This is a genomic window from Empedobacter sp. UBA6305 (genome assembly GCF_002440405.1).
Taxonomy (GTDB): domain Bacteria; phylum Bacteroidota; class Bacteroidia; order Flavobacteriales; family Weeksellaceae; genus Empedobacter; species Empedobacter falsenii_B.
On the sequence record NZ_DJTP01000035.1, the window covers coordinates 1 to 16,589 of the forward strand.

Here is a 16,589-nt window from a genome sequence, read left to right on the forward strand (position 1 = left end):
CACTTTAAGAGACAGTCCTCTTTTTATGTTAATTCACTTGTTTTGATTCAAACTTTGACTATATTTGAATCACTTATAAAAAAACAAGAAGCCTATAGATAAAAAAATCTACTTACTAAACCAAATTATCTACCTTATGAATTACGAAGAAGACTCATTGCTAATCAAAGACTATGTTGATGGTAATGAATATGCTTTAGAAATTTTAATTGAGAAGTATAAAAGTAGAATCTATAGTTTCATTTTCTCAAAAGTTTTAGACAAAGATATCACTGAAGATATTTTCCAAGATACTTTCATAAAAGTTATTCTTACACTAAAAAGTGGCGGATATAATGAAGAAGGAAAATTTTTACCTTGGCTAATGCGTATTGCGCATAATTTAACTATTGATTATTTTCGAAATATTAAGAAAATGCCTGCTGTTAGAGAAACTATAGGTAAATATGATGACGAATATAATATTTTCGATTTTATTGGAAATTCTGACGAATGTTCCGAAACCAAAATCATTAAAAAGCAAATTGAAAATGATTTAAGATACCTTGTTACTTTATTACCAAGTGATCAAAGAGAAGTCTTAGAACTGAGAATCTTCAAAGAATTAAGTTTCAAAGAAATTGCGGAAGAAACAAATGTTAGTATTAATACAGCATTAGGAAGAATGCGCTATGCAATTATCAACTTAAGAAAAGTTATCGAAAATAATAACATTATTTTAACAATCGATTAAAAAATAAACTTATCTATTTAACGTTTTTAAAGTAAATAAGTTTTTATGATTGAATTTTACTCAGAAAAATTTGAACCAAAACAATCAACGATTGAAAAATTATTAATGTTTTCAAAATCAATTTCAGCATTGAAATTAAATAACGTGAAGGAAATAATAATCCTAAATTTAAATTAATCGAACACTGCTTTTATCAAATAAAAAATCCTGAAAATATTAAACATTTCAGGATTTTTTTATGCAAATAAATTAATCTTTTCTGAAAATCATAACTCAATTTATAACTATATTGCATCCTATACCACATCAAAAAAATTTTAGTATGACCCTACAAGAATTTAAAAATAGTTTAGATTTACCTTTAATCACTTCACCTATGTTTCTTGTTTCTCGAACTGAATTAGTTGTAGAAGCATGTAAAAATGGTGTATGTGGAACTTTCCCTTCTTTGAATGGAAGAACAGCCGAAGATTTCGAACAAATGTTAATTGATATCACTTCTCAATTAAAACAATTTGAAGATGAAACAGGTAAAAAAGCAGCTCCATTTGGAGTGAATTTAATCGTTAACAAAACAAACCCTCGTCTCGAAGGTGATTTAGCTTTATGTGCAAAATATAGAGTACCGCTTATTATTACGTCGCTTGGTGCTGTAAAACAAGTTGTAGATGCAGTTCATAGTTATGGAGGTTTGGTTTTTCATGATGTGATCAAAAAACGTCATGCGGAAAAAGCTGCTGAAGCTGGTGTAGATGGAATTATTGCTGTAGCTTCTGGTGCTGGTGGACATGCTGGTACGGCTAATCCTTTTGCTTTGATTGATGATATTCGCACTTTTTACGATGGTTGTTTAATTTTAGCAGGTGCGATGAACAACGGAAACGATATCTTAGCAGCTGAAAATATGGGTGCTGATTTTGCATACATCGGAACTCGTTTTATCGCGACAAAAGAAGCCTCTGCGAATCAAGATTATAAAACAATGTTAGTCGATTCTACTTTCGAAGATGTGATTTATACAGATGGAATTTCTGGTGTAAATGCAAATTTCTTGAAACCAAGTATTATACATTCTGGAATTGATTTAGACGAAAAGAAAGAAGAAGATTTTTCGAAATTAATTGGAGGCGATGGACATAAAGCATGGAAAGACATTTGGTCTGCTGGACACGGAGTTTCTGGAATTCATGATATTATTTCAACCGAAGAATTAGTCTATCGAATGAAAAATGAATATAAATGTGCATTAGAACAAAATGTGCAGAAATTAAATAATTTGAAATTTTAAATTTAATAATGAAAACTACTCAAGAACTCATCGAATTAATTTCTCTCAAAAAATTAGAAGAAAATTTATTCGAAGGGAAAAGTTCTTTTATGGGAAGTCCAAATGTTTTTGGAGGACAAGTTGTAAGCCAAGCTTTGCATGCTGCGTATCAAACTGTTCCTTCAGATCGTTTTTGCCATTCCCTTCACTCCTACTTTATTTTACCTGGACATTTAGAAAAACCTATCTATTTTGAAGTAGCAAATCTTCGTGATGGAGGAAGTTTTAGTACACGTGTTGTCACAGCAAAGCAAGACAGTGTGCCTATTTTTGTAATGGCTTGTTCCTTTCAGTTGAAGCAAGAAGGTTACGAGCATCAAGAAAAAATGCCTGTTGTAACGCCTCCTGAAGAATTAATGAGCTGGAATGATGTAGCAGAACAATTTGGTTCAGTTTTACCAAAATCAATTATGCGATTTGTCTTAGCAGAGCGTCCGTTAGATTTTAAACCTGTTGAATTTGTGAATCCTTTTGAGAAAAAAGATTATCCTAATTTTAGTAATGTTTGGTTAACTTTTAATGATGTTCCAGAGGATTTACCTTTACCAATTATTCAGCAATTAATTGCGTATAGCTCTGATTACAATTTATTATCAACAGCAATAAAACCTCATGCTTCTAAAGCTCACTTTGGAAACACACAAATGGCCAGCTTAGATCATTCAATTTGGTTTCACCGAGAACCAAATTTGCATGATTGGATATTAGTTAATGTTGAATCTCCAAGTGCAAATGATACAAGAGGTTTTACACGAGGAAATTTATTCAATCGTTCTGGTGAACTAATTTGTAGCGTTGCGCAAGAAGGTCTAATAAGACCAATAGTGAAAGAGAAGGAATAATTTATATTTCAAAAAGTCTTGTAAAAAAATTACAAGACTTTTTCTATTTTATAAACTTAACTTCTAGTTAATCTTATTCTAAATATTTTTGAATTAATATTTACTTAAAAAGAAAAACTTGAAATACTAATATATAACAAAAAAAAAGAGCTAATAATTTAGCTCTTTTATATATTCAATTCTTCACTCTTTCACAATTCTTCCGCCAATAACTGATCACCTTTTTTTCTAACACTTTTATATGCTCTATAACACACATATAAAATAATCAGTACAAAAATAAACGCCAAAGGAGCCAATACAATTGCCGTAATACTTAATACAATAGAACTAAACGTTTCACCTGTATTAACCAAAAAATTTCCAGCTCCCGCAGTTGTGGTGGTCGAAACAGCTCTTGCAGCAGCAGTTGTACCGCTAATCGCAGCCGCAGTTCCTCCTCCTGCTATAATCGCCAAAGCCCAAGTTGCAACTTCGTTCATTTCTGGCATCGTAATTCCAACCGCTATTGTTCCTGCAATTCCAGCTAAGGGAACCGCAATCGTATCCAACAAATTATCAATAATTGGAATATAATAAGCTCCAATTTCCACTAACATCGCTACACCAAGTGTTATAAGAGCTGGTGTACTCCCAACCCACATCCAATTTTCGTCGAGATTAATAAAACTTCCTGCAAATTTGACAGCTAAACTCAATATAAATAAGGGAAGAAAAATCCGAAAACCAGCAGCGGCGGCTAATCCTATTCCGAGAAATAACGAAAAAATAGTAGACATTGAGATTAAATCGTTCATAGTTTAGTATTTTATAATAGTTCTGATCTTATAAATATAATGATAAAAAAGATAAAGTTTTTATATTTTTTTCTTTCCTTTGTATCCGATTAAGAGAAACCAAGTACTGCAAAGTACTTTTTTTGTATAAATAAACCTAAATGTTTGATTTACATCTAAATAATCGAATAATAAATCAATCATTTTTTAAATGCATTGATAATTATTTCTTTTCTCAAAATCAATCAACCAAAACTTCTTCACGACAACATTTAAAATTTTGCAAGAATCGATTTCTTTTTATTTTAATTTCTGATAGGAAAATTTTATCTTTAAGGAAATTTTACGAGAACTCTTGCAATGGAAACATCAAACGAAATTAAAAAAAATAATAAAACAAAAATGCTAGTAATAGGAATTGCAGGAGGAACAGGTTCGGGAAAAACAACTGTTGTAAATAATATTTTAAGAGATCTTAACGCGGAAAGCGTTATCGTTATTTCTCAAGATAATTATTATAAAGATCATCCTGAATTATCTTTTGATGAACGTTCTAAGATCAATTTTGATCACCCAAGATCAATTGATTTCGAATTACTAAAAGAACATGTCGCTTTATTGAAAAATGGCGTATCAATAGAACAACCTGTCTATTCGTTTATTACGCATAGTCGCAAGGAAGAAACGATTTTAACACATCCACAATCGGTTATTATTGTAGAAGGAATTTTGGTATTGACTGACCCAGATTTACGCGATTTATTTGATGTAAAAATCTTTGTTCATGCAGATTCTGACGAACGTTTAATTCGTCGCGTACGCCGTGATATACAAGAACGTGGGCGCGATTTAGACGAAGTTTTAACACGTTATCAAAAAACGTTAAAACCTATGCATCAGCAATTTATAGAACCATCTAAAAACTATGCAGACATTATTATTCCGAATATGAAAAAGAAAAATTCTGTCGCAATCAAAGTTTTATCAACTGTAATTAAAGAAAAACTCAACTCGAAAACTACTGTATAATGAAAGAAAAATCGGAAGAAATCTTTGACAAAGAACTTACACCAGAAGTACCGAAAAGAAAAATTAAGGATACACGTGTATTCAAATTTGTTTGGAATCGTTACTTTGTTCTAACGGTTGCGTTTGCTGTTTGGATGATTTTTTTCGACCAAAATTCTTTTTTCGTACATCGCGAGTTGGATAAACAAATCAAATTATTAGAAGTTGATCAACAATATTACCAAGAACACTTGGATACTGAGTCTGAAAAATTAAATCAACTAAATAGTAATCCTGCTGAAATTGAAAGGATTGCAAGAGAAAAGCATTTCTTGAAAAAAGATGATGAAGATATTTTTATCATTCAGCAAGAAAAAGTTACGAAGCCGCAAAATAAAGAAAATGAGTAAGTTATTTGAAAATTTTGATTCTATTTCTGAAAAAGAATGGAAAAATAAAGTTCAAGTCGAGCTAAAAGGTTTAGAATATAATGAAACTTTGGTTTGGGGAACGAACGATCAAATAAATGTAAAACCATTATATACAAAGGATGATGTCGATTATTCGGCTGTACAACCATTACCAAAATCCTCAAAAGATTGGAAAATTATTTCGAAATATACTGGAAATAAAAACCAAGATTACAGCTTTTTGTATGGATATTTGATTAATCAAAATCAAATTGATTCATCGTTAGAACTTCCTAATTATCTAGATTTATTTATTAAATATAATGGAACTTCTGATTTAAAATCGCTTGAAAATCTTCCAAATCTGAAATATTTAGATTTAGATATTTATGGATATTTGGCACAGAATGGACTTTGGCAAAATGATTCAGAAAAAGCATCAAAAGAATTGGTGAAAGAAGCTTTGGCATTGAAAAATTTCGAAAAAGTAATTTCAATTCAAGGAGATGTTTATCAAAATGCTGGAGCAAATCATGTTCAACAAATTGCGATTACACTTGCACATGCAGTAGAATATTTAGAAAATTTTGGAGCTGATATTGCGGACAAAATTTATTTTAAATTTGCTGTTGGAAGTAATTATTTCTTCGAAGTTGCGAAATTAAGAGCATTTCGCTTTTTATGGAAAATGATTTTGGAGCAATATAATAAAGAAAGTGAAGCATTTATTTTCACTTCAACATCCGATCGCAATAAATCTAAATTAGATATTTACAACAACGTTATTCGCTCTACAATAGAAGCTTCTTCGGCTATCTTCGGATCAAGTGACGCTATTTTTGTTGGATCATATGATGAAGTTAATAAAGAGTCTGATTTTGGATTAGAATTAGCCGCAAAACAACAATTATTGTTACAAAAAGAATCTTATTTGAATCAATTTACTGATCCTGCTGCTGGTTCTTTCTACATCGAAAGTTTGACAAATCAAATGGCTGAAAATGCGTTAGAATTGTTTAAAACAATACAAAATGTAGGAGGTTTTGTAAATGCTTTACAAAATGAAACTATTCAAGATTTTATTTACACAAGCGCGAAAAAAGAGCAAAAAGATTTCGATGAGCAAACCATTAAATTAATTGGTGTAAACAAATTTAGAAACCCTGCAGATGTGATTGAGAAATCGCCAAAAGAAAAAGTGGTAAAACAAGCACTTTTTGTTCCGATTGTTCCAACTCGTTTGGCAGAAAAAGAGGAAAAAAAATAGTTTTTACATGAATTGGATGCCAATTTCATTAAAAGAACTCAACAATATAATCGAAACTTCAGTAGCTGTGATGGATACTGAAGTTTTGTGTTTAATAAAGTTTTGTTTTATATAAAATTATGAAATCTAATAAAAACATTTTTCAACGATTTATAGCGGGATATATTGATTACGCACTATTTATAATCATTGCAGCGCTTTATATTTATAAGTTTGGAGCTTTAGCAAATGACGGAAGTTATAATGTAAACGGAATAAATGCTTTACCTATTTTTATCTTTTGGCTAGTTTATTTTGTAGTAATTGAAGTTATTTTACATGGAACTTTAGGTCATTTAATCCTAAATTTGCAACCTGTAAATGCTAAAACAGAAAAACCAATTAGTTTTTCGCAATCTTTTATTCGTCATCTTTTCGATCCTATAGATTATTTTATTTTCGGTGGATTAATTGGAATTTTAATTATAAATAACTCCAAAGAAAGTCAACGTTTAGGTGATATTGTAGCAAATACTAAAATGACTAAAAAATAACATTTTGAATCCAACTATTTTAACAAAAGAATTTCAAGATTATCTGAAAATAATCGAACATGAAGACATCAAATCTATAGGTTTGAAAAAATCGTTGTTTGAAGAAATTTCTTCTGCTGAAATTGCACAACAATTGAAAGGAATTCAAGTTTCAAAACATAAATTTCCAACACTTTATTCAACAGAAAACATTTATTTTCCACCTTCAATTAATTTGGAACAAGCAAGTTCGGAAGCTACAGCAAATTATAAATCAACTTTAGTTAAAGGAAAAAATTTGATTGATTTAACCGCAGGTTTTGGAATTGACACCATGGCTTTTGCAAAGAATTTTGACAAAGTATATCACATCGAACAAAATCCTGAATTGAGTGAGATTGTACAACATAATGCTAAAATTTTAGCGCCAAATTTAGAAACCTATACAGGAACTTTTCAGTCTTTTTTTGAAGAAAATCCTACTTTAAAATTTGATGTTATTTATCTCGATCCAGCAAGAAGAAATTCGAGCGGAAGAAAATTTATTTTGGAAAATTTAGAGCCAAATATTTTAGAATGGATTCCAACTTTTTTCGAAAAAACAGAGAAAATTATCATCAAGCTTTCGCCTTTATTAGACATCACTTCTACCCTACAACAAATTGATTCAATTTTTGAAATACACATTGTTGCATTAAAAAATGAAGTGAAAGATTTTCTAATCATTTTAGATAAAAATTCTTCAACAAAAAACCCTTTGATAAAAGCTGTTAATTTAGAAAATAATCAATCCGAATTTTCTTTTCATTTTGAAGAAGAATATAGTGCGAATGCAAGTTTTGGAGGAATTCAACGTTATATTTACGAACCAAATGTTGCGATTCTAAAAACTGGTGCTTTCAAATTATTGAGCGAAAAATTCAATCTTCATAAACTTCATCAGAATACTCATTTGTATACTTCGAATGAACTTTTAGAGAATTTTCCTGGAAAAATTTACTTGATTGAAGAAGAAATTAAAAATCAAAAAAAAGAAATTCTAAAAACAAAAGCGAATTTATTAGTCAAAAATTACAATCAGCCAATAGACGTTATCAAGAAAAAATTCAAAATTATTGATGGTGGTACAACAACTTTAATTTTTACTCAAAGCATTGATGGTTTTCATATTCTAAAAACTTCACGAGTTTAGTTGGGTTTCGAAAAAAGTTGTGTTAATTTTATACAACAATTTTCAACCTTAAAAAATTACACTTGAAAATCATCAATAAAATTGAAAACTTTATCTACGGAGAAGCGCTTTCAGATGGCTTAAAAACTTCTTTAGCGATTATCATTCCGCCTATCGTAGCCAGCTTGTTTGGCGATTTATATGCCGGTGTAACGATAAGTCTTGGTGCAGTTTTAGCACACATGACGGATACACCTGGTCCATTTAAAGAACGCCGAAACCTGATGTGGCTTTCCGTGCTCTTGATTTTCCTTGTTTCATATTTCACCAAAACGATTAACAGTTACCCAATATTTCTAGGTATTTGTTTAACACTTATCGTATTCTTTTCTAACATGTTAACCGTTTGGGGACAACGTACAAGTGCGCTTGGAATGGTCATTATGATGTCAATGGTAATGAATATGAATGATTTACGACATGAGTTAAGTCCTCTTCATATTGCACTTTTTGTGACTGCTGGAGCAGCTTGGTACACTATTTTTAGCCTAGCTATTAGTACCTTTCGTCCTTATCGTATGGCGCAGCAAAACTTAGCTGATACAATGATTCATATTTCTGAATACATTCGAATCAAGGCTTCTATGTTTGATAAAGACTCTAATTACGATGATATTATCAAAAAATTAATCGATGAACATGTTGTAATTAACGAAAAACAAAGTTTAGTTCGTGAATTAGTTTTTTCGAACAAAAAATTGGTAAAAGACCTGACACCAATTGGGCGTTCGATTGTGTTTATTTTTTCTGATTTGGTGGATATATTTGAAAATGTAACAGCAAATCAATACGATTATGTGAAAATTCGAGAAGTTTACGGTGATACAAAAGCAATGCGCAAAATCTATAATTTAATGAATAAATTAGCGCATGAGCTTAAAATGATTGCTTATCATATTAACTCGAACAAACGTCCTAAACAACCTACTTTTGACTTTGAAGTTGAGTTGAAAAAGATTGATGATGCCATCAAAGAATTATATGCAGAAGGACAAAAACCAATCGTTTTATCTAAAATTTATATCAATCTAAAGCAAATTGTTTATAAAATAGAGTTTATCCATAAATTTTTCTATGATGATTCGTTCACAGAAAAAAAGAAAAATCCGCTGGATCATGCCGAACATTTTGAACCTACAGTTGATTATTCTTTACGAAAATTAAAAGATCATCTGAATCTAAAATCTTCAATTTTTAGACATGCAATTCGTGCATCAATTGTAATGTTATTAGCTTATGGCGTCACATTTATTATTCCGATGACTTATCATAGTTACTGGATTTTGATGACAGTTTTAGTAATTTTAAAACCTGGTTTTAGTGTAACAAAAAAACGAAACTTTCAGCGTTTGAAAGGAACAATTGGCGGTGGATTAGTTGGGGTTTTAATATTATTGATAATTCCTCAACACAGTATCCGATTTGCTTTAATGCTTATTTTCATGTTGATGGCGTACACTTTTATTCGTCACAAATATGCAATTGGTACATTTTACTTAACCGCGTATATTCTTATTTCGTTTAGTTTTTATTCGCAAAAAGATTCATTGTATATTATTCAAGAACGTTTTATTGATACACTTGTTGGAGGATTTATGGCGTTTATTTCGAGTTATTTGATTTTACCAACTTGGGAAAAAAATAATATGAACGAATATATTCAAAAAGCATTGATTGCAAATTATGAGTTTATCTATTTGGTTTTTAAAAAATTAGCCGACAACGAAGTTTCTACAACAGATTATAAATTAGCTAGAAAAGATGTTTTTATTGCAATGGCAAATATTAATTCAGTTTTTCAGCGTGTAATTTCTGAACCGAAAGGAAAACAAGAAAATGCTAATGAACTGAATAAATTCACTATTTTCAATCAATCATTTGTCTCATATTCAGTTGGTTTAGTTAAAATTTTAAAGAAAAATAATTCGGTCATTTTAACTTCAGAACACATTCGATTGATGAAGAAAATTTTGCAATTATTGTTACAAAATATTCGGCTTTACGGTGAATATGAAACAGAAAATTTACCAAAAACAATAGAGTTTAGAGAAAAAACTGTTGTTTATACGGAAATTGAAACAGAGGCTTTGCAAAATGATTCTGAACTGATCGAAGATTTGTTAGAGTATTTGTACGAGATTGCTTACGATTTTACAAAAGTTGGTCACGTTTTTGTGAAAGAACAACCGTTAAAAGAATAATAAATGACAATCATCCAACTGTTTAAAAATCTACGCCCATTTGTAAAACCTTATCGTTCTTTGGTTGTCGCAACTTTGCTCCTAACCTTAGTTGGATCTTTTACTTCTCAAGTAAACGCCCTTATTTTACAATATACCGTAGATTCTATAAATGGTTTGGTTGAAGCTGGAAAAGGATTAAAAGAAGGTCTGAAAATCATTTCGTTTATTTCGATTGTTTTGATGACTAAAGAAATCTTAAATGCATTCATCACATTTGGTCAAAAATATTATGGAGAAAAGCTTCGAATTTTTGTTTCGCAAGATTTAGCACAAGCGATTATCGAAAAGATTTTGACGTACAGAATGGCGTTTTATACAAATCAAGATAATCAAGCAGGAAAGCTTCAAACTCGTATTGACAGAGGAATTGAAAGTTTGACACGTTTAGTTCAAAACTTTTTTATCGATATTTTACCTCTTTTTGCGAACTCAATTGTTGCTTTAATTTTGATGTTCAATGCTAATTTTTATGTTGGATTGGTTGGAGTTTGTATCGTTCCAATTTATTTCATTATTACACAACAACAAGCTAAAAAGCTGAGTGGTTGGCGACGTAACCTAAGAGGTTATCGTGAACAAAAATCGCAAGGAATTATCAGCATAATTGATTCAATCACAGTAATTAAATCATTTAACCGAGAAGATATCGAAGGTAAAAAACAACTTGCTTTGCAAAAAGAATTGACGAATAATCAAATGCAAACACGTAAAACAAGCTTCTTTTTTGATGGTTTAAAATCCTTTATCGAGCAATTTGGCGTGGTGATTATCATCATTTTAACTTCATATTTGGTTCTGGACGGACAAATGACAATTGGCGCAATTATGTTTCATATTTTGTTGTTCAACAACGTTTCTGCTCCTATCCGTCAACTGCATCGTATTTATGATGAAATGAATGATGCCATGATTTATTCCGAAAGTTTCTTTTCTATTTTAAAAGCGGATGACGAAAAAGAATCATCTGGAAATTATATTCCAACAAAATTGAAAGGTAAATTCGAAATCCAAAATGTTGACTTTTCTTATCCAAATGGTTACAAAGCCTTGAAAAATATCAACATGACAATTCAACCCAATAAAATTACAGCTTTGGTTGGTTTGTCTGGCGCTGGAAAAAGTACAGTGATTAATTTGTTAGATAAATTTTATCAACCTGATTCTGGAAAAATTGTACTTGACGGAATTGATTTAGAAGAATATGACACACAATTTTTACGCGATAATATTGGATTGGTTTTACAAAAAAATCACATTTTTAATGGAACGATTGAAGAAAATATTCGTTATGGAAATGTAAACGCAACTTTCGAAGAAATAGAAGATGCCGCAAAACGTGCTTATATTCACGAACAAATTATGGATTTGCCAGAAGCTTATCAATCCAAAGCCTTATTGTTATCTGGTGGTCAACAGCAACGTATCGCCATAGCACGTATGTTTCTAAAAAATCCCCCAATTATTTTCTTGGACGAACCTACTGCAAGTTTGGATGCAATTGCCACGGAACAGATTAAAAATAGTTTGGATGCCATCAAAAAAGATCGAACAGTTATCATTATTTCGCATAGTATTTCTCAAATTATCGATGCCGATTATACGTACGTGATGAAACAAGGCGAAGTTGTAGAAAACGGGATTCATGAAGATGTGTACAAAATGAACGGTACTTATAAAGAGATTTTTGATGCAATGGCAAAAAGCTTAAACATTGAAAAAATTGCCAAAACTTTTGACGATGAAGAAGAAGAAAATTATTAGCAATAATTTTATTATAAAACATTATAAATCACTACCTTTAAAGAGGTAATAGGATAGTGTATGAAAAAATTAGTTTATTTTATTGTTGGGGTATTGTTTTTTACCCAATCTTGCGAGCAAAAAAAAGAAGCTCCAAAAGAATTAGCACTTAATACGGTAACTTACGAAAATGCTTTAGACGTTCCTGTAAACAAAGTTGGTGTTCTCATTAACATAGATTCTCTTGGTTTTTTTGATCATAATTCTCAAAATTTAGATCAAAACATTGATTCAAAATCAATTGAAAATCAGCTTAAACAAATAAATTCTAAATTTGATATTGTAAAAATAATTCGTGATAAATCTGAGAAAATATTAAACGATAACAAGTATACTTATCAAATGATTGATAAATTTGATAAAAACTTAGTTCCAAATGAATTAATCACAAAGGAAAATGTAAATCAAGTTAAATTTAATGATTTAAAAAAAGCGATTAATCAAGATGATTTAGTTTTGATTAATGTAAAATCGGGTCTTGATTATGATCCTGCCAACAAACAGAAATACATCGCCAAAACATATGTCTACATTAATATTCTAGACCTTAAAAATAATGCTTTAAAATATAGCGAAACAATTGGTGGAACAAAGTATATAGACGAAACAATCAATAAAAGTACGACGGATTATTTAGAGAAAATGATGAAAGAGTCATTAAACGAAACGTTGGATATTATTGATAATAAATATTAAATACATTGAACTATGCGCCATTTTTTGGCAACTTTTGGAAGTCCTGAACCCTTAAAAAGTTTCAGGATTTTTATTTTTAATAATATTCTAATATTGACTTTTATTCATGGTATATTTTTTGTTAATTTTATGCTAAAATTATAGGATGCTTATTATTCGATATTTATCTTTTATTCTATTATTGACTTCTATTTCGGGATTTGCACAACAATTGATTGACCCGCAACTTCGATTACCTGTTGAAAAAGCGATTGAGTCGAGTTACGAATTAAAAAATAAACAACTGGAAGTCGAAAAAAACAATTACCAATATGACGAAGTAAAAGGTAAACGACAACCAAATTTATCTGCAATTGCACTGGGTGGTTATCTAAACTCGAACGGAATCATCGATATTCCAACCAAATCAATCGATATTTTGTCCACAGAATTGTTTTCGGGTAATCAAAAATTCAATACCTCAGCAGGATTATTTACTGTCGGAATTAACGCTACTCAAATTATATTTTCGGGATTACAAATTCCAAATGCTTTGAATGCTATTCAGGAAAAAAGCACTGCTTTAGATTATTTGAAAGAAGCTGAAAAAGAAACAATAACCAAAGATATCTTACAAACCTATGATCAATTGATGTTATTGGTCAAAGTAGAAGAGTTAATTTCAAATTCTGCAAAACGTTTGGATAAAGAGCATCTCAAAGTGCAGAAAGCAATTCAAAATGGTTTAGCTATTCCTTACGATCGTGAAAAAATAAAATTAGCAATGTTAGAGTTAGAAGCTCGACAAGTAGAATTGAATGGTAATCGACAATTGTTATACAAAAAATTAGAAACTTTAACGCATCTATCTGAACAAGATCTTCAACAAATTCAATACGAACTTACACCTATTGATATTCTTGCTTCAAGCTATACTTTAGAAAATAAAAAAGAATTGAAAGCACTTGAACACTCTGTAAAAGCTTACGAATTTCTGTATCAAAAGGAAAAAGGTTCACATTTACCGCAAGTTTTTGCATTCGCGAATACCAATTACACCTCAATTTTTGGAAGTCATTTCAAATTAAAAGATGGTGATGTATTAGGTGATGTTAATTTAAAAATGAACCAATTTTCGATGTTCCCTAATATTTTGATTGGTATTGGCGCAAAGTGGGAATTGTTGGATGGCGGACAACACAAAAATAAATTAGCACAAGCAAAAACTGACATTTTAATAAATGAAAACAAGTTGAGAAATTCGCAAGAAAAACTGAATTTATTATTAAGTAAAAACAAAATTGATTATGAAACTTCTACTGAAAAATTAAAAGTAAATAATCAACAAAATACCATTGCAACAAATAATTTAGAAATCGCTTCAAGACGATTTCAAGAAGGATTAATAGATGTAACTGAACGTTTGGCTGCCGAAAATGATTATTACAAAGCCAATTTAGGTTATTATGCTCAAATCTTGGATCAACGCTCTAAAACCTATGAATTACTTCAAACTTCTGGAGAATTATTTAATCAATTATCAAATTAAAATCATGAAAAATACACTATACTATATTTTTGCTTTAAGCGGATTAATACTTTTTACAAATTGTAAATCATCTGACAAGGAAAATAAAAAAGAAGAGCAAACTATTTTTCAAGGTAAAATTGAGCGCGATCAAATTAGCGTTGTAACAAAAATCCCAGGAAAAATAGATCAAATATTAGTTCACGAAGGCGATGAAGTAAAAAAAGGACAAACGCTTTTTGTTTTACAATTACCAGAAGTTGACGCGAAGAAAAGTCAAGCTGAAGGCGCAGTAAATTCTGCCGAAGCTCAATATGAAATGGCTAAAAAAGGTGCAACAGATAATCAATTGAAACAATTGCGTGCAAAAGTTGCTGGCTTGAAAGAACAATTAGATTATGCTGAAAAATCAAATCATCGACTAAAAAATATGCTTCGAGATAGTCTTGTTCCGCAACAAAGTTATGATGAAGTTTATGCGAAATATCAAGGCGCTAAAAACCAATATTTAGCTGCAAAAGCTGAATTAGCTGATGCCGAAAATGGAACGCGTGTAGAGCAACAACAAATGGCTTTAGGACAAAAAGAACGTGCTTTGGGAGCTTTGCAAGAAGTAGATGTTGCAGAAGCGGAAAGACACATCAAAGCACCACAAGATATGACGGTTGAAACAATTAATCTAAAAGTTGGAGAATTGGCTTTGGCTGGATATTCTATTGCAAACGGAATTTTGGGAGAAACTACATTTTTTAGATTCACAATTCCTGAGAATAAAATCGGACAATTGCAAAAAAATCAAATCGTCAATTTAAAAGTTCCTTATAAAAATAATATGGTTTTGAAAGGTAAAATTGTTTCGATAAAAGTACTTAATTCGTACGCTAATATTTCGACTGCTTATCCTGATATTGATCAACAACAATCGCAATATGAAGTGAAAGTTGTTCCTGTTGACTATAAACAAGCTGCTCAACTATTGACAAAAGCAAATGTAATTTTGGATCTTAACGCTAAATAAATTCTGATGAAAACGATTTTTCATTTAATTATACGAGAATTCAAACTTTTCTTCAAGAATCCTGTTTTACCAATTTTATTCTTGGGAGCACCTATTATGTATGGTGTTCTGATCGGAAATGTTTATAAAAAAGGAAATGTAACCAATTTACCAATTATTGTTGTAGACGAAGATCATACGATGACAAGTCAGAAAATTATTCAGATGTTAGATGAAAATGAATCGGTGAAAGTTGCTGAAGTTTTACCTTCAACATTTGATTCTAAGAATAAAGCTTTAGCAATCGGAGCTGAAGTTGTGGTTGTTATTCCTCGAAACTTTCAGTCTGATGTACAACAAAAAAAATTACCTGAAATCGCTTATTTTGTAGATGCTTCAAATACGTTAACTTCTAATACAGCGGCAATCGCAATTACTACAGTTTTAACAACAATGAAAGCTGGTATTTCAATAGAAACAGCTCGAAAACAAGGTGTTCCAGAATATATTGCAACACAAAGCTACGAACCATTCAAATCAACGATGATTCGTCAAAATATCAGAAGTGGAAACTACTTATATTTTATGCTTCCAGGTGTTTTATTAACCGTATTACAACAAGTTTTATTATTAGGTTTAGCACTTTCATTTGCTTCAGAATTTGAGAATAGAATATTTAATGAATTAATCTCAAAATCATCCAATCCATTTACCATTTTATTCGTCAAAACTTTTCCTTATTTATTTATGTCAGTATTTATATATATGCTGTATTATTGGTTCGGAATGTTTTATGACATGAAATTAGAAACCGAGTTTTGGCCATTCTTCACTTCTTCTCTTGCATTTATTTTAGCCGTTTGCTTTTTAGGATTTTTAGTCAGTATTCTCCTTCCAAGCCAACTAAAAGCAACCGAAGTTTTGATGGTTGTTGCAACACCAAGTTTCATTTTAAGTGGATTTACATGGCCTTTAAGTCAAATGCCAAAATGGATTCAAGCAATTGCAGATTGCATTCCATTAACACATTATTTGAAAATATTCCGAATACTTTTCATCGAAAAAGGCGATCCTACCCTAATTCAACCGCATTTAAATAATCTAATTGTAATAGGAAGTATTTGCTTTGTCTTATCTTTGGCTATTCTAATCGTTAAAATAAGAAAAGCTAAACAATCGATGAAACAAATCGAAACAGAAAAGATTTAGCATCTTTTTTTAATTTACAAAACAGATAATA

At 30.5% G+C, this 16,589-nt stretch carries 15 protein-coding genes; 14 read left to right on the top strand and 1 reads right to left on the bottom strand.

Annotation, left to right across the window (positions count from 1 at the left end; translation table 11 throughout):
• Positions 1-136: 136 nt before the first annotated feature.
• From B3M86_RS08575 to B3M86_RS08585, 3 genes are all read left to right on the top strand, one after another.
• Entirely contained in the window at positions 137-733 is a 597-nt protein-coding gene (locus B3M86_RS08575) for an RNA polymerase sigma factor (protein ID WP_115001114.1), read from the top strand.
• A 322-nt stretch (positions 734-1,055) separates the two neighbouring features.
• A complete protein-coding gene (locus B3M86_RS08580) occupies positions 1,056-2,021 on the top strand; it encodes an NAD(P)H-dependent flavin oxidoreductase (RefSeq protein ID WP_280049291.1) in 966 nt (321 codons plus the stop codon).
• A gap of 8 nt (positions 2,022-2,029) precedes the next feature.
• The gene (locus B3M86_RS08585; protein WP_286496182.1) at positions 2,030-2,902 is read left to right on the top strand and encodes an acyl-CoA thioesterase; all 873 of its coding nucleotides are present in this window, start codon (positions 2,030-2,032) and stop codon (positions 2,900-2,902) included.
• A gap of 191 nt (positions 2,903-3,093) precedes the next feature.
• On the opposite strand, the gene B3M86_RS08590 is transcribed toward B3M86_RS08585, so the two are convergent.
• Entirely contained in the window at positions 3,094-3,699 is a 606-nt protein-coding gene (locus B3M86_RS08590) for a DUF4126 domain-containing protein (protein ID WP_221855583.1), read from the bottom strand.
• 339 nt (positions 3,700-4,038) lie between these two features.
• Between B3M86_RS08590 and udk the strand changes: the two genes are divergently transcribed.
• The 11 genes from udk (at position 4,039) to B3M86_RS08645 (ending at position 16,558) form a co-directional block, all read left to right on the top strand.
• Positions 4,039-4,707: a uridine kinase gene (udk, locus tag B3M86_RS08595; protein ID WP_260392473.1), complete on the top strand. Its 669-nt coding sequence runs from the start codon at positions 4,039-4,041 to the stop codon at positions 4,705-4,707.
• A complete protein-coding gene (locus B3M86_RS08600; RefSeq protein ID WP_221855581.1) occupies positions 4,707-5,096 on the top strand; it encodes an FtsB family cell division protein in 390 nt (129 codons plus the stop codon). The genes udk and B3M86_RS08600 overlap by 1 nt, the downstream gene beginning before the upstream one ends.
• Positions 5,089-6,363 (top strand): methylmalonyl-CoA mutase family protein, encoded by a 1,275-nt coding sequence (locus tag B3M86_RS08605; protein ID WP_219034475.1) that lies wholly within the window; start codon positions 5,089-5,091, stop codon positions 6,361-6,363. The genes B3M86_RS08600 and B3M86_RS08605 overlap by 8 nt, the downstream gene beginning before the upstream one ends.
• Positions 6,364-6,482: 119 nt before the next feature.
• Positions 6,483-6,896: an RDD family protein gene (locus B3M86_RS08610; protein ID WP_286496183.1), complete on the top strand. Its 414-nt coding sequence runs from the start codon at positions 6,483-6,485 to the stop codon at positions 6,894-6,896.
• A gap of 4 nt (positions 6,897-6,900) precedes the next feature.
• A complete protein-coding gene (locus tag B3M86_RS08615; RefSeq protein ID WP_286496185.1) occupies positions 6,901-8,067 on the top strand; it encodes a THUMP-like domain-containing protein in 1,167 nt (388 codons plus the stop codon).
• A gap of 62 nt (positions 8,068-8,129) precedes the next feature.
• A complete protein-coding gene (locus tag B3M86_RS08620; protein WP_291076309.1) occupies positions 8,130-10,307 on the top strand; it encodes an FUSC family membrane protein in 2,178 nt (725 codons plus the stop codon).
• A gap of 3 nt (positions 10,308-10,310) precedes the next feature.
• Positions 10,311-12,110, top strand: coding sequence for an ABC transporter ATP-binding protein (locus B3M86_RS08625; protein ID WP_291049541.1), 1,800 nt, complete (start codon positions 10,311-10,313; stop codon positions 12,108-12,110).
• Positions 12,111-12,170: 60 nt separating this feature from the next.
• A complete protein-coding gene (locus tag B3M86_RS08630; RefSeq protein WP_125349240.1) occupies positions 12,171-12,845 on the top strand; it encodes a hypothetical protein in 675 nt (224 codons plus the stop codon).
• 145 nt (positions 12,846-12,990) lie between these two features.
• The gene (locus tag B3M86_RS08635) at positions 12,991-14,373 is read left to right on the top strand and encodes a TolC family protein (protein WP_291076307.1); all 1,383 of its coding nucleotides are present in this window, start codon (positions 12,991-12,993) and stop codon (positions 14,371-14,373) included.
• 4 nt (positions 14,374-14,377) lie between these two features.
• Positions 14,378-15,370 (top strand): HlyD family secretion protein, encoded by a 993-nt coding sequence (locus B3M86_RS08640; protein WP_291076305.1) that lies wholly within the window; start codon positions 14,378-14,380, stop codon positions 15,368-15,370.
• Between the two features lie 6 nt (positions 15,371-15,376).
• On the top strand, positions 15,377-16,558 hold the full coding sequence (locus tag B3M86_RS08645; RefSeq protein WP_291051974.1) for an ABC transporter permease: 1,182 nt from the start codon (positions 15,377-15,379) through the stop codon (positions 16,556-16,558).
• Positions 16,559-16,589: the final 31 nt, after the last annotated feature.